20 protein-coding genes are annotated in these 22,830 nt (G+C 42.5%); 14 read left to right on the forward strand and 6 right to left on the reverse strand.

Annotated features, from left to right (window positions below; translation table 11 throughout):
- Nucleotides 1-61 precede the first annotated feature (61 nt).
- The gene (locus GGD38_RS04935; RefSeq protein ID WP_375299132.1) at nt 62-595 is read right to left on the reverse strand and encodes a hypothetical protein; all 534 of its coding nucleotides are present in this window, start codon (nt 593-595) and stop codon (nt 62-64) included.
- 105 nt (nt 596-700) lie between these two features.
- Between GGD38_RS04935 and GGD38_RS04940 the strand changes: the two genes are divergently transcribed.
- From GGD38_RS04940 to GGD38_RS04990, 11 genes are all read left to right on the forward strand, one after another.
- On the forward strand, nt 701-1,267 hold the full coding sequence (locus GGD38_RS04940) for a GNAT family N-acetyltransferase (RefSeq protein ID WP_375299131.1): 567 nt from the start codon (nt 701-703) through the stop codon (nt 1,265-1,267).
- Nucleotides 1,251-2,066: a helix-turn-helix domain-containing protein gene (locus tag GGD38_RS04945; protein WP_375299130.1), complete on the forward strand. Its 816-nt coding sequence runs from the start codon at nt 1,251-1,253 to the stop codon at nt 2,064-2,066. The genes GGD38_RS04940 and GGD38_RS04945 overlap by 17 nt, the downstream gene beginning before the upstream one ends.
- 41 nt (nt 2,067-2,107) lie before the next feature.
- Entirely contained in the window at nt 2,108-3,640 is a 1,533-nt protein-coding gene (locus GGD38_RS04950) for an FAD-dependent monooxygenase (RefSeq protein WP_375299129.1), read from the forward strand.
- Nucleotides 3,641-4,090: 450 nt separating this feature from the next.
- A complete protein-coding gene (locus GGD38_RS04955) occupies nt 4,091-4,864 on the forward strand; it encodes an SPFH domain-containing protein (RefSeq protein ID WP_375299128.1) in 774 nt (257 codons plus the stop codon).
- 213 nt (nt 4,865-5,077) lie between these two features.
- Complete coding sequence (locus GGD38_RS04960) at nt 5,078-5,302, forward strand: hypothetical protein (protein ID WP_375299127.1); 225 nt, start codon at nt 5,078-5,080, stop codon at nt 5,300-5,302.
- A 239-nt stretch (nt 5,303-5,541) separates the two neighbouring features.
- On the forward strand, nt 5,542-6,036 hold the full coding sequence (locus GGD38_RS04965) for a hypothetical protein (RefSeq protein WP_375299126.1): 495 nt from the start codon (nt 5,542-5,544) through the stop codon (nt 6,034-6,036).
- Between the two features lie 147 nt (nt 6,037-6,183).
- Nucleotides 6,184-6,828 (forward strand): response regulator, encoded by a 645-nt coding sequence (locus tag GGD38_RS04970; protein WP_375299125.1) that lies wholly within the window; start codon nt 6,184-6,186, stop codon nt 6,826-6,828.
- Nucleotides 6,829-7,003: 175 nt separating this feature from the next.
- The gene (locus GGD38_RS04975) at nt 7,004-8,281 is read left to right on the forward strand and encodes a hypothetical protein (protein ID WP_375299124.1); all 1,278 of its coding nucleotides are present in this window, start codon (nt 7,004-7,006) and stop codon (nt 8,279-8,281) included.
- 25 nt (nt 8,282-8,306) lie between these two features.
- Nucleotides 8,307-9,905, forward strand: a complete 1,599-nt coding sequence (locus GGD38_RS04980) for a Dyp-type peroxidase (protein WP_375299123.1) — start codon at nt 8,307-8,309, stop codon at nt 9,903-9,905.
- A 28-nt stretch (nt 9,906-9,933) separates the two neighbouring features.
- Nucleotides 9,934-10,944, forward strand: coding sequence for a hypothetical protein (locus GGD38_RS04985; RefSeq protein WP_375299122.1), 1,011 nt, complete (start codon nt 9,934-9,936; stop codon nt 10,942-10,944).
- 3 nt (nt 10,945-10,947) lie between these two features.
- Nucleotides 10,948-12,780: a 7TM diverse intracellular signaling domain-containing protein gene (locus GGD38_RS04990; RefSeq protein ID WP_375299121.1), complete on the forward strand. Its 1,833-nt coding sequence runs from the start codon at nt 10,948-10,950 to the stop codon at nt 12,778-12,780.
- A gap of 99 nt (nt 12,781-12,879) precedes the next feature.
- Here GGD38_RS04990 and GGD38_RS04995 read toward each other — a convergent pair whose 3' ends face one another.
- Nucleotides 12,880-13,590 (reverse strand): Crp/Fnr family transcriptional regulator, encoded by a 711-nt coding sequence (locus tag GGD38_RS04995; RefSeq protein WP_375299120.1) that lies wholly within the window; start codon nt 13,588-13,590, stop codon nt 12,880-12,882.
- Nucleotides 13,591-13,992: 402 nt separating this feature from the next.
- The gene (locus GGD38_RS05000) at nt 13,993-14,310 is read right to left on the reverse strand and encodes a hypothetical protein (protein ID WP_375299119.1); all 318 of its coding nucleotides are present in this window, start codon (nt 14,308-14,310) and stop codon (nt 13,993-13,995) included.
- A 1,612-nt stretch (nt 14,311-15,922) separates the two neighbouring features.
- Between GGD38_RS05000 and GGD38_RS05005 the strand changes: the two genes are divergently transcribed.
- Complete coding sequence (locus GGD38_RS05005) at nt 15,923-18,274, forward strand: YCF48-related protein (RefSeq protein ID WP_375299118.1); 2,352 nt, start codon at nt 15,923-15,925, stop codon at nt 18,272-18,274.
- A gap of 107 nt (nt 18,275-18,381) precedes the next feature.
- Here GGD38_RS05005 and GGD38_RS05010 read toward each other — a convergent pair whose 3' ends face one another.
- Together GGD38_RS05010 and GGD38_RS05015 are read right to left on the reverse strand one after the other, a co-directional pair.
- Nucleotides 18,382-18,858, reverse strand: coding sequence for a CAP domain-containing protein (locus GGD38_RS05010; RefSeq protein WP_375299117.1), 477 nt, complete (start codon nt 18,856-18,858; stop codon nt 18,382-18,384).
- Nucleotides 18,858-19,622 (reverse strand): hypothetical protein, encoded by a 765-nt coding sequence (locus GGD38_RS05015; protein WP_375299116.1) that lies wholly within the window; start codon nt 19,620-19,622, stop codon nt 18,858-18,860. Before GGD38_RS05015 ends, GGD38_RS05010 begins: the two co-directional genes overlap by 1 nt.
- A gap of 355 nt (nt 19,623-19,977) precedes the next feature.
- Between GGD38_RS05015 and GGD38_RS05020 the strand changes: the two genes are divergently transcribed.
- A complete protein-coding gene (locus GGD38_RS05020) occupies nt 19,978-20,730 on the forward strand; it encodes a sulfite exporter TauE/SafE family protein (RefSeq protein ID WP_375299115.1) in 753 nt (250 codons plus the stop codon).
- Between the two features lie 2 nt (nt 20,731-20,732).
- On the opposite strand, the gene GGD38_RS05025 is transcribed toward GGD38_RS05020, so the two are convergent.
- Nucleotides 20,733-21,119, reverse strand: coding sequence for a response regulator transcription factor (locus GGD38_RS05025; protein ID WP_375299114.1), 387 nt, complete (start codon nt 21,117-21,119; stop codon nt 20,733-20,735).
- 585 nt (nt 21,120-21,704) lie between these two features.
- On the opposite strand from GGD38_RS05025, the gene GGD38_RS05030 reads away from it, so the two are divergent.
- The gene (locus GGD38_RS05030; RefSeq protein ID WP_375299113.1) at nt 21,705-22,673 is read left to right on the forward strand and encodes a hypothetical protein; all 969 of its coding nucleotides are present in this window, start codon (nt 21,705-21,707) and stop codon (nt 22,671-22,673) included.
- Nucleotides 22,674-22,830 lie beyond the last annotated feature (157 nt).

Here is a 22,830-nt window from a genome sequence, read left to right on the forward strand (position 1 = left end):
ATCATTGCCGGCTATACAACAATGGGCTGTATAGCGAAAAAACTATCGAACGGGTTCAAAATCAAATTTGGAAGGACTGAATAGACACACGTATCCCACATGAGTTGACAACATAGGGTCGAACCTCCTGAATTTTCTTACTCTCAGGCTTAAAAGAAGAGAAATATGATAAGTATAAAAAGTGAAGTGCAATTAATGCTACCGGCATTTCAATGCCTGAATTAACTACTGTAACAAGTAATTTGTCTGATTTGGAAAGCTGGGTAGCCTCATCAGTACAACAATTTTCCTTTTCAGCCGCACCACTTACTTTTATCTCATTATGATGATGCCGGGACTTAGTAGTGTGAGCATGCGTTCCCTTATGGTGGTGATGGGCTTTTCCGTTATGGGCATGCGGCTTTTCATGATGGTGCTTTGAATTAAACCCCATATCCATCCCTATAGCACAAGCAAATCCGATAATATTATTTAAACTAAATATTATTAATAAAAAGATTGCTTTTAGTTGTATGGTTTTATTCCTACGCACTGCTATTTGCCTATAAAAGTATATATCCCTTTCGAAATAAAAAAACCAGATGTATGTTTTCAATTACTTGTATGTTGTTTTCAAACCGGACTACCCACCTTTTAGCTATCGGTCTACATGCATATTTCACTAACAGATTAAATTTGCAATTAATAAAACCTAACTTACATGGATCTTAATATTCAGCCTATATTGCAAAACGAAAAAGTTGTGCTTTACCCATTAAAGGAAACTGATTTTGATGAGCTATATGCCGCCGCTTCAGACCCTAAAATATGGGAACAGCACCCCAATAAAGACCGTTGGCAAAAAGACATATTTCAGACATTTTTTGATGGCGCAATGCAAAGCCATGGTGCATTTAAGATCGTTGAAAAAGAAACCGGAATTACCATTGGCAGCACCAGGTTTTACGATTACGATGGTCAAAAAAGGCAAATATTCATAGGCTATACCTTTTATGCCACAAAATATTGGGGAACCGGTATTAATCATTCAGTAAAAAAGCTAATGCTGGACCACATTTTCCAATTTGTGCCAAACGTACATTTCCATATCGGAGCCAATAATGTTCGATCGCAAATTGCCATCGGGCGTTTGGGTGCTGAAAAAATAGGGGAACAGGAAGTTGCCTACTTTGGCGAACCAACCCGGTTAAATTTTGAATACTCGATCAGTAAAGAACAGTGGCAGACCCGGCAAAATTTTAATAAGATAAATGCATCAGGAATTTGAACCACCCGAAGAATTGCGCGATACCATAAAATGCTTTTGGTACGATAAGAAGAACTATGGCGCTCAACAATCGAGCCTTGAGGTTCTCCCCGATGGCTATGCTGAGATCATTTTTCATTTCGGCAGCCCCTGTAGCACTATATATAATGGTACTTTACAACCATTGCCATCACCGTTTATGATGGGCTTGCTCAACCAACCTGTCACTTTTTACTCAACAAACTTTTTAGAGATCATTGCTATCAGGTGCTTTCCCTGGACGGTATTCGACCTGCTTAATTTACCATCGGGTAAAGATGGTGTGCACATCTTTGAGCACCCTATTGCCAAGCTTCACACTGAGTTAAATAATCTCATTCATGTAGGTAACATAACTGAAGCAATAGCCCTGGTAAAACAGTATTTCCTAAATGCACGGTCGCACATTGCGGTTGATAGTATGCTTTATAAAGCAGGTGTTGCTATGCTTAAGGCAAATGGTTCCATACCCGTAAGCCAGGTGGCAGCAGCGGCTCATGCAACAGTTCGTACATTGGAAAGAAACTTCAAACAATCTTCCGGCCATACCGTTAAAGACGTATCAGCCCTGATGCGTTTTGAACAGGTTCGAAACCAATTATGGCTTACTCCCGATACCAATATTGCCGGCCTGGCCCATGAGTTGGGCTACACCGATCAACCCCACCTTAGCAGGGAATTCAAACGCTACAGCGGCACCACACCGGCGGCATTTGCGCGAAAAGCGAAAAAAGCGAAACAAGCCGCAAGCAGCGAATTTGTCGCGTTTATACAAGCTTAAAGCAACAGCATTCCGGAATTTTGTGTTTCAATCATTACTTTATGAAAGCAACACAAAATCACCTTATTCACGATGTAATTATTTCGGGGGCCGGTCCCGTAGGCCTGTTTCTCGCCTGTGAACTGGCCCTGGCCAAATGCTCAGTGCTGATAATTGAAAAGGCAGAAAGCCCCCACTCCCCATTAAAACAATTTCCTTTCGGTATCCGCGGCCTCTCGGCTCCTTCTATTGAAGCGCTTTACCGTCGTGGTTTGTTACAGGAACTGGAACTTCATAAACGTCTTAAAAGCCCGCACTCAACAATAGCTCAGGCACAACGCAAACAGGCAGGGCATTTTGCCGGCATTCCACTCTACGAAGACAATATTGACACCACACAATGGGCGTATCGACTGCCCGGTTCTACCGAAACCAGCCTGATGTCTGAAATGAAAGAAATTGAAACAGTGCTCACCCGCCGCGCTGAAGCCCTGGGCGTAGTGATCACACGTGGACAGGCCATTACTAACGTGCATCAAACAGCGGATGAAGTAACTGTTCAGTTAGGCGACAGGTCTTTTAAAGGTAAATGGCTCGTAGGCTGCGATGGTAGCCGCAGTGTTGTTCGCAAAACAGGCGGTTTTGAGTTTGCAGGAACAGAACCTGAATTCACTGGTTATTCTACTCAGGTTACTATTGCCGATCCCGAAAAACTTAAGCCAGGCCGTAATCTTACACCAACAGGTATGTACCTGCAATCGCAACCCGGCTATATAATGATCCAGGATTTTGATGGCGGGGCCTTTCATAGTTCTGAAGAACCCATTACGCGTGAACACGTGCAGGAAGTACTACGCCGCATTTCGGGCACCGATGTTACCATCAGCGCCTTGCATCTTGCCACTACCTGGACGGATCGCGCACGTCAGGCCACGACCTACCGCAATAGACGTATACTTTTAGCCGGCGACGCCGCACATATTCATTCTCCATTGGGTGGCCAGGGGCTTAACCTTGGTTTAGGCGATGCCATGAACCTCGGCTGGAAACTCGCCGCAACCATTCATGCGACAGCGCCGGAAGGCTTGTTGGATACTTATCAATCAGAGCGGCACCCTATTGGTGCCGAGGTATTAAATTGGTCACGCGCACAGGTGGCCATTATGAAACCGGGCCCGGATGCCCGGGCGTTAAATGCCATTGTTCGCGACCTTATAAATACACGCGATGGCGCCACTTATATTGCCGGCCGGGTGTGGGGCATTCACACGCATTACAATCTCGATGGCCATCACCCACTGATTGGCCATAGTGTTCCTAATTTTGAATTTGAGAACGGTACACCACTTGGCGAATTAATGCACGATGGTAAAGGAATACTACTTGATCTTACTATGAATGCTTCCATTAAAGCATTGGCCGATGAATACGGTAACCAGTTAAAATATATTTCAGGCAGTATAAAAGAACGCTTAGGTATAACTGCAGCACTTATACGTCCCGATGGAATTATCGCCTGGGCCACTGACAAGGAACCCAACTGCAATGACATAAGAAAAGCAGCCGGCAGATGGTTTAAATATATTTTGAAATAACACCAGTTAGAGCACAAAAGTAAAGGCTGTTTGACATCTCAAACAGCCTACCTCCTATTTATATTCCTCCTATGAAACCGCAAAGTTTGATGCAGAGGAATTCCTTCAAATTCTCCAATGTGTTTTATATAACCATGAAATTCGGGGGGCGCCATATAGGCTCTGGTGGTAAATTCATGAAACGAAGCAGTACGGAACATGGGCTTTACAAAATTTCGGGTTTAGGGGGGAATCTTTAGCAATATATAAAATTATCTTAACTGGTCCACTCCTTTAAACAGGCTAACCGCACCGGTAATATTTTTTTGCAAGCCTGTAATATTTTTCGGCGTTGTTATACTAACAAATCAGAGACGTATCTACACCCAAGTGTTCTTACCTCTGTATACCCCCTTACTTCAGCGTTTTGCTTGCATTGATCTGAATTAACATACTTTAAAATATAAAACAATGACACTTCCTGTTATTGGAGCACTTGTGCTCCTTTTTGTTATTCTCGGACTTTGTATTGCCAAGGAATTTGAACGGGCAATCCTTTTCAGGCTTGGCAGGTTTCACGGTATTAAAGGCCCTGGTTTGTATTGGATAATTCCTTTTGTCGACAAAAGGAAAACGATCGACATGCGTACAAAAACCGTTGATCTTGAGCAACAGGAAACCATTACAAAAGATAGTGTAACCATAAAAGTGAATGCTGTTCTGTGGTTTAGGGTAACCGATCCCGAAAAAGCAATTATCAAGGTGGCCGATTTTCACAAAGCTGTGTATCAGTTTTCGGTCACTGCTTTGCGAAATATCATTGGTCAACACTCCCTCGACGAAGTTTTAAAAGAACGGGAACAAATCAATGGTAAACTTCAACAAATTGTTGATACGATTACCGAACCCTGGGGCATACAAATAGAAATGGTAGAAATGAAAGATGTTGAAATTCCCGAAGGCATGCAAAGAGCCATGGCAAGAGAAGCAGAAGCGATAAGAGAAAAAAGAGCCCGTATTGTAAAAGCGGAAGCCGAACTGGAAGCATCCCTTAAATTAACCCAGGGTGCAAAAGAAATGGAAGGCAGCCCCATTGCACTTGAACTAAGAAGACTGCAAATGTTATCTGAAATTGGGATCGACAACAACACCTCAACCATCGTTTTACTACCCTCTGAGTTTACAGCTGCCGCCCGCGGCTTTTCTGAAATGGTAAAATCTAAAAATATTGATAATGCCGGTTAAATAGCCAACAGCCCTCCCCAATTACCGGGAGGGCTTTAACCAATCCCTCATTGACCTATATCAGCTAAATAAACCCGCAGCATATATAGAATAATGGTAAATTTATAATACGATTACAATTCCTCCTCCCTATCATATTCGCATATCTGATCCTGGCTTTTTCCTATTACACTTAAGCTGTCCCCATATGCTTTATTTAAAAATCGTTTCTATATGCGACACCTACTTCTGCTTATCAGCTTCCTGGTCATCACAGGTACAATACAGGCTCAGTTTGGCAAAAAGATACTCGATAAATCAAAGGAGAAAGTGAATAAAAAAGTTGACGATGTTACAGTCGGCAAAACCGACAAGCCCGCTTCCGAAACGAAAGAAGAAACTTCTTCCGCTTCTGAAAACCGGCCGATATACTGGGAAATACCCACTCATCTATCGTAGATGGCACATTGACCCGTTCTATTAATAAACTGGTAAAAATCGTTTCCTGGTACGACAATGGGGTGGGCATCTCTAACAGGCTGGCAGAGTTGACAGTAGAGCTGGCAGGCCAAATAAATAATTTAGTTGTAGCATAATATTTATTTTCCATCTTATGTGCGCCACACCTTGGAGGAGTGGCGCACGTTTTTTATTTTAGCGGCTTGTAAGCGTTGTTATCCCTGATAAAATCCGACATTATGAAAAAACCTACTGATACCGCAGGGCCCAAAAAGCCTTCCTCCTCCCTTCGTTGGATCATTCTTATTCCCTTCGTAATTGTACTGGGCGTAATGGCTGCCATCGTGCGTCAGGACGAATCCAATGCCAACGATAACAAATCAGGTAAACAAACGGCAACTACAGGCAGTGAATCATCAGAAAAAAAGGAGATCAGGAAAAACATTAAAATGTATGTATATGCCGGTAGCAATGAGTACGATCGCAGAGGATTGGGCGGTATTTCCAATTTAGAGATCAGTGTGAACAATGCCTCAGACTATCCTATCGACAAAGTGCGGGTCAAGATCATGTACATAAAAGCAAACGGCAGTGTGCACGAAGTTAAATATGAAGATTTTCACGCTATTAAACCCAACTCAAAAGCAACCCATAAAATACCCGATACCAAAAGAGGCATCAGCGTTAAATATGAAATTGCCACTATAAAATCAAAAGCACTGGGATTAAGCTAAGAAACCCAACAGAATCAGTGCACTACATATTTTGCAACCATCTCGATAATTTTCGGGATGGTTTTTTATTGTGTAAAATACCGTGTTTTCACCCCCCATTTTCTTTACAGCATGAAATAATATTGTTCACGAATTAAATGTTACCTAATGATAAAAGTTGTGCTTGTTGACGACCATGCACTGTTGCGAAGCGGTTTGGCAGGTATTGTGGCCGACCTTGGGTACCAGGTACTTTATGAGTGCGACAACGGGCGGCAGCTGGTTAATGAAATTGATGGCCGCGAATTGCCCGACCTGGTACTCATGGACATTAACATGCCCGAAATGAATGGGTTTGAAACAACCTTATGGCTAAAGAAAAACTATCCGCTTATCAATGTCATTGCGCTAAGCATGCGCGACGATGAACGATCGATCATCAAAATGCTCAGGAACGGCGCCCAGGGTTATATTTTGAAAGACATTAAACCATCTGAGTTAAAAGCAGCCATCGATGCGGTTTCAACAACCGGTTATCATTACTCAGAACATGTTACCGGCAACCTCATACACACGGCAAAACTTTCAGCAGATACTGATGTACTCAAAGAGCATAACCTGAAACCCAAAGACATTCATTTCCTGAAACTGATCTGTACAGAAATGACCTATAAAGAAATTGCTGAACATATGAACCTTAGCCCAAGGACCATCGATGGCTACCGTGATGAACTGTTTGCAGAACTGGGATTAAAAAGCAGGGTTGGACTGGTGCTGTTTGCACTTAGAAATGGCATTGCTCAAATTGAATGATCCTTTTATTTAATTCACCCTTTTGGAAACGTGCACAGATCTGATCACCCAGGTTGATCAATAGGCTTAACCAGTTTATTCCTTAATAAATGCCTTTTATATGCACAGGATCCATGGAGGCTTCACTGCAGCTTTCCCCATCAAAGAAGGGCCAGAAGTCAAAAGTTTAAGCAATATGCTTAAGTTCTTGCACAACAATAACGGCCCTGGCGCCGCCAACTTTGAGCTATCACAAACAACCCTGTTTGTATCGGGCGTTGTACTACCGGAACAATATTATAAAACCGAAAAACTGCCGCCCACTTTTGTGCTGGCTACTACATATTGCGGTCCGTTAAAAACACATTTACGCGATCTGATAGCCACCAACAAAAACATTCTGTTAAAGCTTTTGATGTTTTGTAAAAACTTTAATGGTGGTTATGATGCCCCCGACGATGAAATATATGCATTCTTAAAAAAACATAGTTATCATTCCAACTTCAACTCAAGATGCAATTTTATTTCAAAGCAGGATACCCAAAATGAAAAGGCTTTAAAGAACGAGATCGAAGATTATATAGACAGTGCGCAAACGCAGGGTGCCTTTAAGGGTCTTTCGGCCATGCAAATAAGGAAACTTATTCAGCGGCATATTATGGCCTGCGGCGATAAATATGCCTGGGCATTGAAACCATGTAAAAAGAACTGGCGCGAATGGTTGGAAATTGTACGGGTGTATATTACCTATCAACTGCTTAAAATTACCGGTCTTGCATTGGTTGGCGCGTTAGTGGCCCCACTCGTTCTTACCATTGCGGCGTTGTTTGGTTATAAATATAACCTTACCCTTTGTTTATCAGGATGTATACCCCTCGTTTTCATTGGCATCGTACTTGGCAACCTCATGACCCTGAAAACCAAAACGGCTACCCGGCCACCCGACAGCCGGATCAAGGAACTGGCGGCCACCCAGCTTAACCCTGTGCTTAATGAAATGACTGCAGCGGCCCCATTGAAAAGAGGTTTTCTGCGCCCGCATTTGTATGCATTTATCTTACGTGTGTTGGGGCTGGTCAGCTCTATCACATCAAAGATCCCAACGGTAAGCAACATTCGTTGGCTGGTGATCGATAACAAAAAGAGGTTGGTCTTTCTGTCCTGTTTTTCAAACACCACCGATTTCTATGTGCGCGATTTTATAGTCGGTGATACAGCCAAAGGCGTAAACTTTATGTTCACCCATGGCCAGGGTTTTCCCGATGCCAAATGGATGTTTAAAACAAAAGGGATCATCAGCGACCCCGAAGGGTATATGCATGCAGTACATACCGGCCAGCATGTAACTGAACTTTGGTATGCACATGAAAAATTGCTTACAGCCGATATTATAAACAAGAACCGGAAAATAAGGAACGGGTTGTTTAAATGGATGACAGAAGAGGATGCCAGGGAATGGCTAAAACTACTATAAACATTCATCAATAAACGAAAATACCATGGGCCTTCAAACCTCCGATATGCAGGGGCTTATTGTAAGAGGATATAAAACCCTTACCGCCGCCACTTATATACTTTTAAAAATAACCGATGTAGCAGCAGCTACCAAATATTTCGATTTCCTCGCGGTCAATCATATAACGACCGGTGAAAAACTAAAAAAGGAAGAGGCTGTGAATATCGCATTTACCAGATCAGGGATTGCCCGGCTATTAAATGACGATATCCTCAATACTTTTTCCAGGGAGTTTATAGAAGGAATGAGCTTTCGACAAGGAGCTGATAAAAAACGGGACCAAAACACGAAGATGTCGGGTGGTGAGGGAATTGAAAGCGCAGAACCGGAAGAACGGCCTATGATGCTGGGCGACCGGGGCAAAAACCATCCCAGCAACTGGCACTGGGGGAATGAGAATAAACCTGTTGATGTTTTGCTGATGGTTTATGCAAAAAACAAACATGCGCTCGAGGAACTCACCACCAACATCTTCACTAATCACCACCAGGGCGTGGAGATCGTTTATTTAGCCAGCACCTACGAATACAATCCCGACAACCCGCGAGAACATTTTGGTTTTATGGACGGCATTTCGCAACCTACCATTAAAGGGTTTAGTAAAGAAAATGAAGTGGAAGATAAACGCACACATATAAACCCGGGTGAGTTCATCTTAGGTTACGAAAACGAATACAACAGCTTTTCACCCAGTCCGTTCGTTGACAGGAACACCATCAGCGAGGGCATGGATGCGCATCCTGCAGATCCGGAAAAAAACGATCTGGGGAAGAATGGCACCTACCTCGTGTTCAGGCAAATTGAACAATTTGTTGAGGCATTTTGGGAGTACATGTACACCCATACAAAAGAAATAGCAGCAAGTAAAACGGAACAGGCTGTAAAGCTGGGCGCCAAAATGGTTGGCCGCTGGCCCGATGGGCGCCCACTGGTACAGGCGCCAGGTTCTGGCTGCCCGGTAACCGATGCTACATTGAACGACTTTACTTATGCCGATACAGACAAAGACGGTTTAATGTGCCCGTTAGGCGCGCATATAAGGCGAGCCAATCCCCGCGATCATATACATGCCGGCCGTAACCCAAAAGATTCGCTCGATCTGTCGAAAAAACACCGCATGCTTCGCCGGGGCCGTATATATGGTGAACCAGTTGATAAAGATTTCAATATCGACAACATAATACATCATCATAGCTTAAACGGCAGTCATGCCTGTAACAATACAACAAAGAAACCCGTAACAACCAGTATTGGTATAGAAAATGAAAATGCGGTGCGTGGCATTCATTTTATGTGCCTGGTATCGGATATTGCGCGCCAGTTTGAATTTGTGCAGAACGTTTGGGCCAATACGTCATCATTTGCTGCATTGCATAATGAAGTAGACCCCATTATGTCGCCCCGCCCAACACCAGAGCAACCAGATTGCCACGAGTTCACCACGCCACAGGAAATGACAAGGAACCGCTATAAGAACATTCCGGAATTTACTACGGTTGTAGGCGGCGCTTACTTCTTTATGCCGGGAATGAAAGCATTAAAATATATAGTCAAATACAGTATGGCCAATGGGGCCAGCTGATCTCATAATTAAAACCAAATCCCAACTTATGATTCCTGAAGAAATGACAAGTGGATGCCCTATGGCGAATTTGAACGATGTTAGTCAGAAAGTGATCGTTTACATTAGAGGCATTTTGAAAAAAAAGTATGGGAACCAACCAATGAAAAAAGCATTCCATACAAAGACAATTGGCCTTGTAAAAGCCACCCTCACAGTTAATAAAGACCTGAGGCCCGAGCTGAGGGTTGGCTTATTTAAAGAAGAAAAGACCTTCAATGCCTGGATCCGTTTTTCAAACGCCAGCCCCAACATTACCAAAGACAAAAAAAGAGGTGTGCGGGGAATGGCCATAAAAGTGTTAGATGCGAACGATAAAGGCCAGCCGCAGGATATTATACTAACCACCAGCCCCATATTTGGCACAGCCAACGCCAACCAGCAACTTACCGCAATAAAACTTGCCCTGGGAAGCTGGTTCGAAAAGCTCATTAGCGGTCTCATACTTTTATTTACCGGTTTTGGGGGCGCCTTCAGGTTTTTCCGTACATTTATTAAAACACCGAATGTGCTGGAAGAAGTGTATTACTCAGGTACGCCCTATTTATTCGGTGATAAAAAAGCCATTAAATGGCACGTAAGACCGCTTAAGACCATTACCAGCACGATGCCCCGAAAAGCTGCCCGCAACTTTTTACGGCAACGGTTGATACAGGACCTCAAACAACCGAAAGAAGAAATATCCTTTGCGCTGTTTGTACAGTTTCAAACAAATAACGAAAAAGAACCAATAGACGACGCTACCGTAGCCTGGAAAACGCCTTTTTACAAAGTAGCAACCATTACCCTGCCCAGGCAGGAAATAGATAACGAAGCAAGAATGGAGGAAGATAAGCGAATAAGTTTTTCACCCGGTAATGCCATACCCGAACATACACCCCTGGGCAGCATAAATATGGTAAGAAAAAAAGTATACGAACAACTGGCCAAAGACAGGCTGAAAGAACAACAACATAACCAGCCCGATCATCAGAACAAGGCCACCGAGATCATTCAATAAGCTATGCGCATAACCATCCGTGTGCTTCTGTTCATTGCATTAACAGGCACCGCAGTGCCTGGCTTGTCGCAAATAATTGACGCCGGCATTTGCGACCGGGACCTTCATTTTCCTATAACATCACAAACCTGCTTTTTGCGAAGTACTTCGCCAATAACCATCGACTCGGTATTACGATCGAAAGACACATTCACAAAAGCAGATAACCAGCCCGTACTCGAATTTAAGTACGACCCGTACTATTACTGGCTTAGGATCATTGTACAAAACCGGCAGCCCGAAGCCCGGCGCCTTATGTTGCTAATGGCCCCGTTCGGATTGTATGAAGGTGGTTTGTACCAGAAAAAAGCGGGGCAATGGCAAAAGGTAGCACATACCGGGTTGAAGTACCGGTTTGAAGACCGCACGTACCAATTTACGCATCACGTATTTCCGTTCGATGCAGCAGCCGGCAGCATTGACACCCTGTACCTGAGTATAGATGCCAGCAATGCCTACAAGTATTTTGGCTTTGCCCTGTTAAACCCCAGAGAGCTGAAGATGTTTGAGAACAAGATCTATTTTGTATTTGGCATCATTGTAGGTTTACTGATCTTATTTTTTGTGTTGAATATCTCTTTATTTTTCTCACTTAAGGAAAAATTGCACCTGTGGTATGCGTTGTATATTTTCCTTTTATTCCTTGTGGTAATGAAAAACGATTTGCTCGATCAGCAATTCCTGTGGCTTGATTCTGAATTGGCCTTCCGCCTTACTCCATATATGACCATTGGCGCTTTGGCCATAGCCGTATTGATGCATGTGGCACAACGGTTCTTAAAACCGGTACTCTCGCACAACAAACGACTGTACCGTTTTTCAACCATTTTAAAAATGAACGTAGTGATCAGTGCAGCCGTACATGCTGTAATTTTTTATATAGGCACCAATTACCGTATTGAAACCGCTGTTTTTAACTGGGCACGCATCAGCACCCTGTTGGCTATTTGTTTTATCATCATCGATTGTATTTACTGTATCTACAAAGGACAAAAAAGCGCCTGGTTCATTCTTACCGGATCGTTTATATTTATGTTTGGTTCGGTACAGCGATTGTTCTACCCCAGCACCTTGTCGTTCCTGTTTCCGCCCACTACCTTTCATCTCGGCATTATAACAGAGACCTTTATAATAACCGTAGCACTTATATACCGTTTTTGGAGCGAACGTGAAAAGCAACGCGAAAGAGAAACCCAAATACAGGTTCAAACCCTGCACGATATTTCGGAAGAAATTCACGACAATGTTGGACAAACATTAGCCCTCGCCAACCTGCACCTGCGAACCATTAATTTAAAAGATGAAGCAGCCGCTGCTTCAAAATTAGAAGACGCCACTAAATTGATAAGCAAAACTATTATTGACCTGCGTGGCTTATCGCGGGTTATGAAGAACGATCCGGAGCATAGTGGAAAAATGGCCGACAAAATAAAGGAGCTGTTCCATGAAATAGAAAAAACGGGCGCCTTTAAAGTGGAATTGAATATGGATGGTGAAATACCCGATATGGAAAACACCAAACAAGCCATTGTTATTCGAATACTGCAGGAGATAACCCAGAACATTATAAAACATGCCCGCGCTACAGTGGTAAACGCCTCCATAATTTTTACTACCACACAAATCATTCTAAAGATCCGCGATAACGGTATTGGTTTCGATATGTCGAGCACCTACCCCGACAGTAATGGCCTTAAGAACATCACCAACCGGTGTTTGCTATTAAATGCTACCTGCTTTATTGATACGGGCATTGGCAAGGGTACAGAGATCGCTATTAGTATTCCGATAGGGTAAATAAAAAAAGCCCTCCCGTTGTATCGGGAGGACTCATTCCACTCGAAGCGGCTGCACCCGCTCCGATTCTTGTCCCGTTCTAACAAAAAAAACAATAAGTCAATTCAACATTGTCTTTAGCTTTGCTTCATTCACTATGGTAATATAGCCTTCGCTTATCTCAATCAGCTTTTCCTGCCTGAACTCGCCCAGTGTTCTTATCAACGACTCGGTAGCAGTTCCTGCAATGGCGGCCAGGTTATCGCGGCTGATCTTGATGGCATCTTTATATTTCTTACTTAAAAAGATCAATGCTTCGGCTACTTTCTTGCGAAGTGAATTATAGGCAAGCCCCACCAACAACTTCTCTTTTTCTGATATATCCTTGGCAAGCATATTGATAAATTGCCGGGCCACCTGCCAGTCGCTTTCCATTAAATAGTCAAACTCATCTTTGGGAATAACCGCCAGCTCGGCATATTCAACAGCAACGGCAACGTCTCGGTATACGGTTTCTTCAAGCAGGGCCACGTAACCGAGAAACTCACCTTCGCCATAAATACCGGTTATAAGTTCCTTACCTTCAGAATTACATTTGTATGTTTTTACAATACCTTTTTTTATGTAGAAAAGCTGCGATGGATGATTACCCTCTGCATATATTACCTGCTTCTTTTTAAACTTCTGCAGGTTGGCAGTTTGATTAAATGAATTCATCAGCTTGTCGGGCTGTTTACGAGAGTAAGTACTGGTGCCATTATCATAATGGTGAATGCTTTCCATTACGTTATGGCTTTCCTTGTTATTTTCTACAGCAAGCAGTCTTTTCATTTTGGTAAGTTTTAAAATGGTCATGGCGATATAAGACCGGCGACGGAATAAATGGGTTACAAACTGGTTTCTAGTGTTTTCAGAGAATTTCAGGACCGCAGCAGGTAACACTGCATGTTACAAGGACATATTGATTAATGATTGGTTTTCAGGGAAAATCAACGGATAGGCGCAACCAATGAGGATTAAAAAATCGTGTGTTAACGTTAGTTGCCTATTTCCAATCAACCGCTTAACAAATATAATATATATTTTAAATATACGTAGGTACAGAAGGTTTTTAAAATGATACCGTTGAGTGATTTATGGCATACGGTGTAAAGAGAAATAATTAGCTAATGTGATAATGAGATAATGTGCTGATTGGATAACGTAAACAGACATAGTATTTTCATTTGCACATTAGCAAATTATCAAATTAGCATATTGGCCATAGGCCATCGTATCAGAAAGCATTTTAAAAGCAGCTTTTTCTTCAACAGTTGCTTTTCCAAAGCCTGCAGGACAAACAGAGATGCCTGTTGATGGGTCATACTTCAGCACAGCGATGCCTGTTCCAAAATAAAATTGCCAGTAGATCATATTGTCCTGCTTTTCTTTATTGCAAAACGAAATGCCTATTTCATGCCTTAACCAATCTGCGGTAGTATAAAACGTAGCGGATTCACATTGCGAGGCCAATACAACTTCGGGATACCCATTTTTAGTTTGTAATGTCATAACGAATTTTTTAACAGCTACTAGAAGTGGGAATTTCGAAGGATATCTTAGAAGAGGAAGTTGATATGCTTACATTAAGATATGTCAAATAAACATCCCAAACCATGACGACCGTCATAGTTTTAACTTATCAATAAATACTTGATTGAGGTTTAGTTTTCAATAGGGGTTTGCGATGTTTATACACTTTAATTAGATAACACGGTTTAGCACAACCAACTATACTAATGTTTACACTTATATCTTTGCAACATTAAGCTCCAGGCAGGTTTCAGAGAATTGACATTAATCAAAAAAACTTCATAAACTAAGCGAATGGTAACTGAATATATATCTTCTTCGTATATTAGTATCAGTTCGGTCGGGTGAGGTTGTCAAGTGTTCACCCGATGCAATTGGTATTTCAAGTATATTTTTTAGGCATCAGTTTTTTTTAGGCATCAAACAGCACAAAGAACGTTCTTATCCTCTGTAGTTTTTTGTGCGACGATAGATCCGGCAGTTTCTGTCCGGATCTATTTTTTTATTAAGCCAGTTATAATTTCGTTGCATATTACTGTTAGTATAAACAATCGTGGGTCATCAATAAACAAACTGCGAACTGCGAACTGCGAACTGTGAACTGTGAACTGTGAACTAAGAACTAAAAACTAAGAACTGCATCTGTCCTGCCCTATCCTGCCCAACACGGTTAAAGATCATAGCACTTACCTCTTGAAACGCAGTCTGGTAGCGGGTTTTAACAATTCAATATAAGGTTTGGCATAATAAAATCGCGTAAAACATGGTTATGCCGTGAACCCGGCGCAATGTACTTTTACATCATCAACAACGGTAGCACGGTAAGTGAAGAGAGAAAAAGCCACCTACGGCGGCCGAAGAAGAAAGCTACCACGAAGCAGAAAGCTTCACCCAAAAGAGATTTTACCTTTTTTTTCATATGGCAAGCAATCGTTAGAGGTCGGCTGTTTCTACAGAGGACCTTTTTTCTTTTTAGGCCATTCCCCTGTCCGCCGTAATTAATCGCCAGCCTCGAATTAATCAACTACCTAAAAATCAATTCATTTGCATTAAAGGGAAGCTTATTCAATTGAAAAGAATGTAATTATTTTTCAATTGAAAGAACTTCTAATTGAAAAAATTCCTCATTCTTTTTAATTGGAAGCGCATCTTATTGAAAAAACTGCACATTCTTTTTAATTGGATGCGCATGCAATTGAAAAATCTGTACATTCTTTTTAATTGATTGGGCTCCCAATTGAAAGAACTGTTCTTCTTTTTCAATTGAAAGAACTTCTAATTGAAAAAACAATTCCTTCGTTTTAATTAAGAGAACCTCCAATTGAACAAACAGTTCCTTTTTTTCAATTCAAAAGACTTGTAATTGAATTATTCGTTCTTTATCTATAAAACCCCGCCACCCTTTTCCCACCCATAAATGGAATAAATTCTAAAACGGGAACCGTTTAAACATTTACTTTCTCCTATTTAATTACAAATCAATATTTTGCAAAACTATCAAGGGTATTACCTTAGCGTAGCTGCGGAAAAACACTTACTTTTATACCCTGTATCCCTAATTTGAAACCGTAATTCCTAGTACCCAACCGTTATGAAAACAGCTCTTTTCGTAAAATGCAGGGCGTTCTATGCCCTGTTTACAACCTTATTAATGACCTCAGCTTCATTAGCCCAATGGCAACCCATAGCCAGCGGCGCTGGCACCACAAACCTCAAAGGCGTATTTTTTAGAAGCCCCAATATGGGATGGTTTGTAGGTCAAAGCGGTCTTATTCGTAAAACCACCGACGGTGGCAACAACTGGAACACCCAGGGCGCCGGCTTAACCACCCAACAATTAAACAGCGTATTCTTTGTAGATAATAACAACGGCTTTGTTGTTGGAAATACAGGCCGTATTCTTAAAACTACCAATGGCGGCGCCAACTGGACCATTCAAACCGTAGACAACCTTGACTTTAATGCCTGTTACTTTCTCAACTCAAGTACAGGCTGGGCAGTTGGTGAAGAAGGAACCATTCGCAGAACCCTCGATGGTAATAGCTGGACAAGCCGCCCCAGTCCTTATGACCAGCGATTACACGATGTAAAATTCTATTCCAACGCTATTGGCTGGGTGGTTGGTGAAGACGATATGCTTGCCAAAACTACCGATGGCGGCAACAACTGGAATATTCAGGGCACGCCTACCGATGAAAGATTATTGAGCATTTTTATGCTTAATAGTAATACACTATGGGTATCGGGCGATAATGGTGTTATTCTGAAAACAACAAATGGCGGCACCACCTGGACACAACAAACCACCAATACCAACGACGACCTTTACAGTATTTACTTTACCAATGCCAACACGGGTTATGCTGTTGGCCAGGGCGGCACTATTCTTTCTACCATCGATGGCGGCGCTACCTGGGGCATACAAACAAGCGCTACTAACCAAACATTATATGGCGTGTTCTTCGCCAACTTCAATACCGGCTATGCAATTGGTAATAATGGGGTGCTTATAAAAACCGGCAACTCGGGCAGCTTTACCTGGAACGAACAACAAAGCAACAGCGACCGGCAAATGAACGACATCTTCTTTACCAGTTCAACAACCGGTTGGATGGTAGGTAACGACGGCGTAATTCGTAACACTTCCAATGGAGGTATTAACTGGAACTCACAAACCAGCGGAGCAAATGGAGAAAACCTAAACAGCGTTTATTTTGCTGATGCTACGCATGGCTGGGCCGTAGGTTCCGATGGCACTATTGTATATACCACCGATGGCGGCAACGATTGGAACGATCAGGATAATGACCTCGATGATGATGATGATGATGTGACCTTCCGCAGTGTATTCTTTATCAGTTCTACAAGAGGCTGGATAGCCGGTAACGATGGTATTGTAATAAGAACTACCAATGGCGGAAACACCTGGGTTCAACAGGATATAGGCATCACAAACCGCGATATCTATGACATCCAATTCGTAAATAACAATACAGGCTGGGTAGTTGGGCAAAATGGCACCATTCGCAAAACAACTGATGGCGGCGCCACCTGGACCGCACAATCAACCAGCGGACAAACTTTATATGGCATTTATTTTGTTGATGCCAATACCGGCTGGGCAGTTGGCAACAGCGGTACCATTCGTAAAACAACCGATGGCGGCACCACCTGGACCGACCAGAGTGGCCCAGACCCTGTAGACAACCAACGTTACATGGAAGTACATTTTATTTCAGCTACCACCGGCTGGATAGTAGGGAACAATGGTACCATATTATTTACTACCAATGGCGGCACAACCTGGACGCAACAATACAGTAACTACAACAGTTCAATAAACAGTGTATACTTTGTTAACGGCATGTATGGCTGGTCTGTGGGCAACGATGGTACAGTACAATCATACCTTTCAGTAACCCTCCCTGTTAACTTTGCTTCTTTTGAAGCAGGCAGCACCGATTGTAATACGGCCCGTTTGCAATGGCAAACTGCCGGCGATGCCAGCAATCACCAGGTTGAAATTTTATGGTCCCCGAATGGCAGCAATTGGAAAACAGTTGGCACAGTAAAAGCCACCTCAGCAACCACCTATTCATATAACTATACAGGGCTAACCCAGGGTACCAATTATTTCAAGCTGAAAGAAATTGCACAGGATGGTCAGGCTGTATATTCAAGATCGGTTGCTGTATCAAAAACATGTGGTGTAACGGCCCAGGTTTCGGTACACCCTAACCCTGCCATAGGTAATATTACAGTTGAGCTAAAGAATGCAGCGCTATTAGGTACACAAGCCCGTTTGGTGAATATGCAAGGCAATGTGTTGCGCCAGTTCACTATTAATAATGTAAGGGAATCAATTAATATGACCGGTTTGCCAGCAGGCACTTATTTCCTTATTACTGCCAGCAAGCAACCGATTAAGATCGTAAAACAATAATAAAGGAAAGCCTCCCAATAAACCGGGAGGCTTTTTTCATACAGCAAACAGAAAAGAAAAACATAGGTTGCTTAACTTCGTCAACTCGTTAACTCGTCAACTGCACGTTAGTGCCCAAACTCCTGCACCCAATAAGTATTCACATTGGCCGCACCCATTTCGGTTTGCAAACTATCCATCATGGCTTTACAATGTTCTTCACTTTGTAGCCAGGCCTGCATCAATGGTTCTATTGATGAATACCCTTTGGCAATATTCTCCAGCACATACTTACCGGTATACCCTTTTACAATAGCGCGTTGTATGGGCGATGTACCGCCCGGCGATATATGGCTGAAATAATTGTTAGCATTCATATCGCGGGCATGCGCCAACGCAGCAGCAGCCAACCTGTCATTCCACACCAATGGCTTTACCGGCGGCATTTGGGAAGAACCGCAGATGCAACCCGATTGTCGCAATGTATTTACTGCTGCCAGCATGGATTCTTTGATATCGCGTTCGATATTTGTTTCCTTTTTACACGCCGGCGAAAGCGTTATGGCTGCAATAAGTATGAACCAGTTCTTATACATCGAACACATTAGTTAAAGCTTACAGAATAGCTGTTGGTGGTCCATTGTAGTCCGGCCCCATTGTTTCCATAGCTCGAGGTGATCTCGTACCCGAACTGCACATCGCCAATGGTGATATTGCCAAACCAGCCCTGGTTCCTGATCCAGTTGGCAATGGCCCGTATATCAACAGTGGTGTTGTTGGTTTTGGTAGTGCGCAGGAACGAATACACATTATTTGATCCGTTGCTGCCACGGAAAACATTCCAGGTAGCCCCACCTACCGATAAATTGGTGAATACCGGTACCGGGTTGCCCGCAGCATTCCAGTTGTACGAAATGGGTTTAATGTTGCCCGAACCATCACTGTTGCTGGTGTAGTTCATCCAAAGCATAATTTCATGCTGGTGGTTATTGTCCCAAATATCAAAAGCCGACGTCCAGGCACCGCCGGCGGGTGAAGAAACGCCAATGCTGCTGGTAAGTGAGTTTAGCGAACCAAGCACGCGGTTCACATTACGGGTACTGTTGGGGTAACTTTTTATTCCACCGGTGTTGGGGTGGTTGGCCCATATGCCCCAATTGCTATAGCTGTTTGCCCAAATGGTTTGTGAACCTGCTCCGCTGCCCCAAATATTATTGTACAGCGTATAACCACCGTTAGTCCAGGTACCCCATTGGGCGCTGCTCGACCACGCAGCCTGAACTTCAGGCTCAGGTACAGATTTGTCTTTTTTACAATTGGTAAGCGATACGGCAAGGCATGCCAGCGCAATCGTTAGTTTCCGATTCATTTGATAAAATTTATTGGTTTTGAAATTGAAAAGAAACAATATTCATATGATGTTAGTTTTTGTTGTGTTGGTTAATCTGTCGTGAAACGGCAAACGTGAAACGTGAAATAGCTCGCGAATTTTCTAACTAATACCTGATCTTGCGCTGCCAGAAGTTCAAGCTGATGGCTGATTTAGTGGGACCGAATTTAGTTATGAGGCAGAGCATTGAGCTTTCACGTTTGCCGTTTCACGTTTCACGTTTGCTGCCTTCTATGAATATACTCACCCCCCACCACAATGAGGGTAGTGAAATGTTTATAATAAGGGGGGCGATTGTTATATTTGGCTTTTTTTATAATTATACCAATCACACATGGGATTGTTTGATGCGTACTCCTTCACCAGCCTGATACTGATAGCGCTGTCGGCTTTTATTATCGGACTTTCAAAAGCCGGGCTTAAAGGCATCGATATGCTGAACGTAACCATAATGACCATTGTGTTTGGCGGAAAGGCCTCAACCGGTATTGTGCTGCCTTTGTTATGTGTGGCCGATATTCTGGCCGTAAAATATTACCATCGCCATGCACAATGGCCGCATGTAATAAAGCTGATGCCATGGATGGTCATTGGCATTCTGGTGGGGGTGTTTGTGGGAAAAGATCTGAATGAAGCCATTTTCAGAAAAGTAATGGCCACCATCATTGTGCTCACCGTGGTGATCATACTTATAATAGAGTTCCGCAAAACAATGGTGGTGCCGGGCAACAAATTATTTACAGCAGGTATGGGTCTTGTTTCGGGGTTTACCACCATGTTGGGCAACCTGGCCGGCGCATTTTCCAATATCTATTTTTTGGCCATGCGTTTGCCCAAGAATGATTTTATTGGCACCGGCGCCTGGATCTTTCTTATCATCAACCTGTTTAAACTACCCTTTCAGGTATTTTACTGGAAGAACATTACCACCAGCTCCCTGTTAACTGATCTGGCACTGGTGCCATTTCTGGTACTCGGTTTCTGGTGCGGTATAAAACTGGTGGCCCGCATAAAAGACGATCTGTACCGCCAGGTGGTGATCGTGCTCACACTGATAGGCGCCATATTCATCTTTTTAAAACGATAAGGTTACCTACCCTCCAATGCTACTACTAACGCTTTTTTCAATTGATCAACGGTAGCATCTTTTGAAAGAAAACCATCTGCACCAATTTGTTTGGCTTTACTTATAAACGCTTTACTATTATGCATGGAGAAAAAAACGATCTTTATTTGAGGCCAGTCCTTTTTTAAGTTAGCAGCCGTTTCAAATCCATCCATCACCGGCATATTGATATCGAGCAAAACAACATCGGGCGGTGCAGGTAATTTAGGCAATTGTTCAAGGAAGTCTTTCCCGTTCTCTGCATCAAGTACCACTTTATACCCCAGTAATGTCAACCGTAACGACATTGCCTGGCGTAACATCAAATGATCATCTATAATAGCAATTGTGTTCAACTTTGCATTTTCCATAGCTACACTTCAATAATTTATTAAGGCAATTAAAACCCTGCTTACCATTTGATAAATATCAATGGTAGTAATGTGTATACTGTAAATAAAAAAAGAATAGACTACACCAGGGATTAAATAAACCGGTTCAGGGCTAGTATAGGGTTGCCACAAACGACCGGCAATACAAGTATTCTAAGGGTGAAAGAATCAACAGGCAGAAGTAATGTTAATCGCGTTTTAACAACATATCAACGCCTTTCGGTTTGCATGCGAAATTAATTTAATAATTGCAAGACTAACAAATATGGATGTGTGTAATTATTAAAATGTTTATATTTTTTACACAGCTAAATACTTCTATTTATTTTCCGGTATAACCGAATTGTTCAGGATCAATACAATCACATCTGCTGTATTATATGCTTAACCGAATTTGCTGTACTTGAATATTACACCTGCCATATGGCATTAATGGTTAAAGCATAGCTTTTTCATAGCCCAAATCAATTACTGCATAAAACAAGCCATTTAGTCACCTATTAACAAATATTCCATTTTGAAATTTCCTTTATTATCTTCACGCCAAATATTTACCCCATCCCAATGAAAAAAACAGTTTGCGCACTGCTGCTGGCAGTTGTTTGTTTTGGTTGTGGCGGGCCCGATGCAAAGGACCCCGTAAAAGATGCTCCTAAAAAATCGGCCAATGCTACCAACAAACCACCATTATTTCAATACGGCAACCCCGTTTTGTTGCAATACGACCGCTATGTTGACGGGCTCGATACCCAGTTAGTTGAGATGAGCATGCAGGCAGTGGATACTTTTAAAAGCTTTTTCAAAAACCAGCCTGCCGAAGTTTGCGATACCGCATTGTATATTTTCAAACAGTTTCACCAACGGCTGGCAATATATACATACGAACATATGGAAGCCGACTCATTAAACTATGAGCAGATCCTGTATGAAAAAGATGAGAACGGTAAACCTTATAAGCTTTCGCAAAAACAAATAGCCCGCAAAAAGGCACTTGATCAAAATGGCTTTTTCCTTGCCTCGTCAGAAGGCCAGATATTTATTGACCCCGATCAGCAATTTACTGCAACGAACTTTGGCAAGTACGTTTCTGCACCCATGAAGCAATACATTACGCAATTAGGTAAAGAACAGATAAGCGGATTTGAGAATGATGCCGGCTTAACCATTGAAGCAAAAGAACTGGCAGAGCGAGCTATTTGGTGGGAGAACTTTTCCAAATCAATTGAGAACACCAGATTCCTGTATGCAAAAGAGGCGGCTAACCAGGCCAGGTACATGTTGTACACAGTAATGGAAGGTATGGATAACACTCCTGTGGCTGATTATATCAGCGATAGCACTGGTCCTGCTGCCATTCAGTTATCAGAATATTTCAACACCACCTGGTCGTATTTGAAAGAAAAGTACCCTTCTGCAAAGACTACACAGTTGGTTGTGCCTTATTATGATGCCTACCTGAAAAAAGATTCTGTAGCCATCAGCCAGGTGCACGAGAAGTTTAAGAAGGAGTATAAGTCGCCGTGGGAAGAGTAGATGAAGGTTGACGAGTTGACAGGTTAACACGTTGACAAGTTACCTATGTGCAACAGATTGAGTAATGGTTAATGGTTGATATGTTGATAATGGTGATAGAGTTGATAGAGGTAGAATACAACTTATTGATAAATTACATGACTGATCCCACCTTTGG

Origin of the sequence: Niastella sp. OAS944 (assembly GCA_024809215.1) — a bacterium.
Lineage (GTDB): Bacteria > Bacteroidota > Bacteroidia > Chitinophagales > Chitinophagaceae > Niastella.

Coding starts and splice junctions, on each gene's coding strand:
- GGD38_RS04970 (WP_375299125.1), top strand. CDS start 6,184: ATGATAAAAGTTGTGCTTGTTGACGACCATGCACTGTTGCGAAGCGGT.
- GGD38_RS05030 (WP_375299113.1), top strand. CDS start 21,705: ATGAAAAAAACAGTTTGCGCACTGCTGCTGGCAGTTGTTTGTTTTGGT.
- GGD38_RS04995 (WP_375299120.1), bottom strand. CDS start 13,590: ATGAAAAGACTGCTTGCTGTAGAAAATAACAAGGAAAGCCATAACGTA.
- GGD38_RS05005 (WP_375299118.1), top strand. CDS start 15,923: ATGAAAACAGCTCTTTTCGTAAAATGCAGGGCGTTCTATGCCCTGTTT.
- GGD38_RS05020 (WP_375299115.1), top strand. CDS start 19,978: ATGGGATTGTTTGATGCGTACTCCTTCACCAGCCTGATACTGATAGCG.
- GGD38_RS05000 (WP_375299119.1), bottom strand. CDS start 14,310: ATGACATTACAAACTAAAAATGGGTATCCCGAAGTTGTATTGGCCTCG.
- GGD38_RS04975 (WP_375299124.1), top strand. CDS start 7,004: ATGCTTAAGTTCTTGCACAACAATAACGGCCCTGGCGCCGCCAACTTT.
- GGD38_RS05010 (WP_375299117.1), bottom strand. CDS start 18,858: ATGTGTTCGATGTATAAGAACTGGTTCATACTTATTGCAGCCATAACG.
- GGD38_RS05015 (WP_375299116.1), bottom strand. CDS start 19,622: ATGAATCGGAAACTAACGATTGCGCTGGCATGCCTTGCCGTATCGCTT.
- GGD38_RS05025 (WP_375299114.1), bottom strand. CDS start 21,119: ATGGAAAATGCAAAGTTGAACACAATTGCTATTATAGATGATCATTTG.
- GGD38_RS04980 (WP_375299123.1), top strand. CDS start 8,307: ATGGGCCTTCAAACCTCCGATATGCAGGGGCTTATTGTAAGAGGATAT.
- GGD38_RS04990 (WP_375299121.1), top strand. CDS start 10,948: ATGCGCATAACCATCCGTGTGCTTCTGTTCATTGCATTAACAGGCACC.
- GGD38_RS04950 (WP_375299129.1), top strand. CDS start 2,108: ATGAAAGCAACACAAAATCACCTTATTCACGATGTAATTATTTCGGGG.
- GGD38_RS04940 (WP_375299131.1), top strand. CDS start 701: ATGGATCTTAATATTCAGCCTATATTGCAAAACGAAAAAGTTGTGCTT.
- GGD38_RS04955 (WP_375299128.1), top strand. CDS start 4,091: ATGACACTTCCTGTTATTGGAGCACTTGTGCTCCTTTTTGTTATTCTC.
- GGD38_RS04965 (WP_375299126.1), top strand. CDS start 5,542: ATGAAAAAACCTACTGATACCGCAGGGCCCAAAAAGCCTTCCTCCTCC.
- GGD38_RS04945 (WP_375299130.1), top strand. CDS start 1,251: ATGCATCAGGAATTTGAACCACCCGAAGAATTGCGCGATACCATAAAA.
- GGD38_RS04960 (WP_375299127.1), top strand. CDS start 5,078: ATGCGACACCTACTTCTGCTTATCAGCTTCCTGGTCATCACAGGTACA.
- GGD38_RS04985 (WP_375299122.1), top strand. CDS start 9,934: ATGATTCCTGAAGAAATGACAAGTGGATGCCCTATGGCGAATTTGAAC.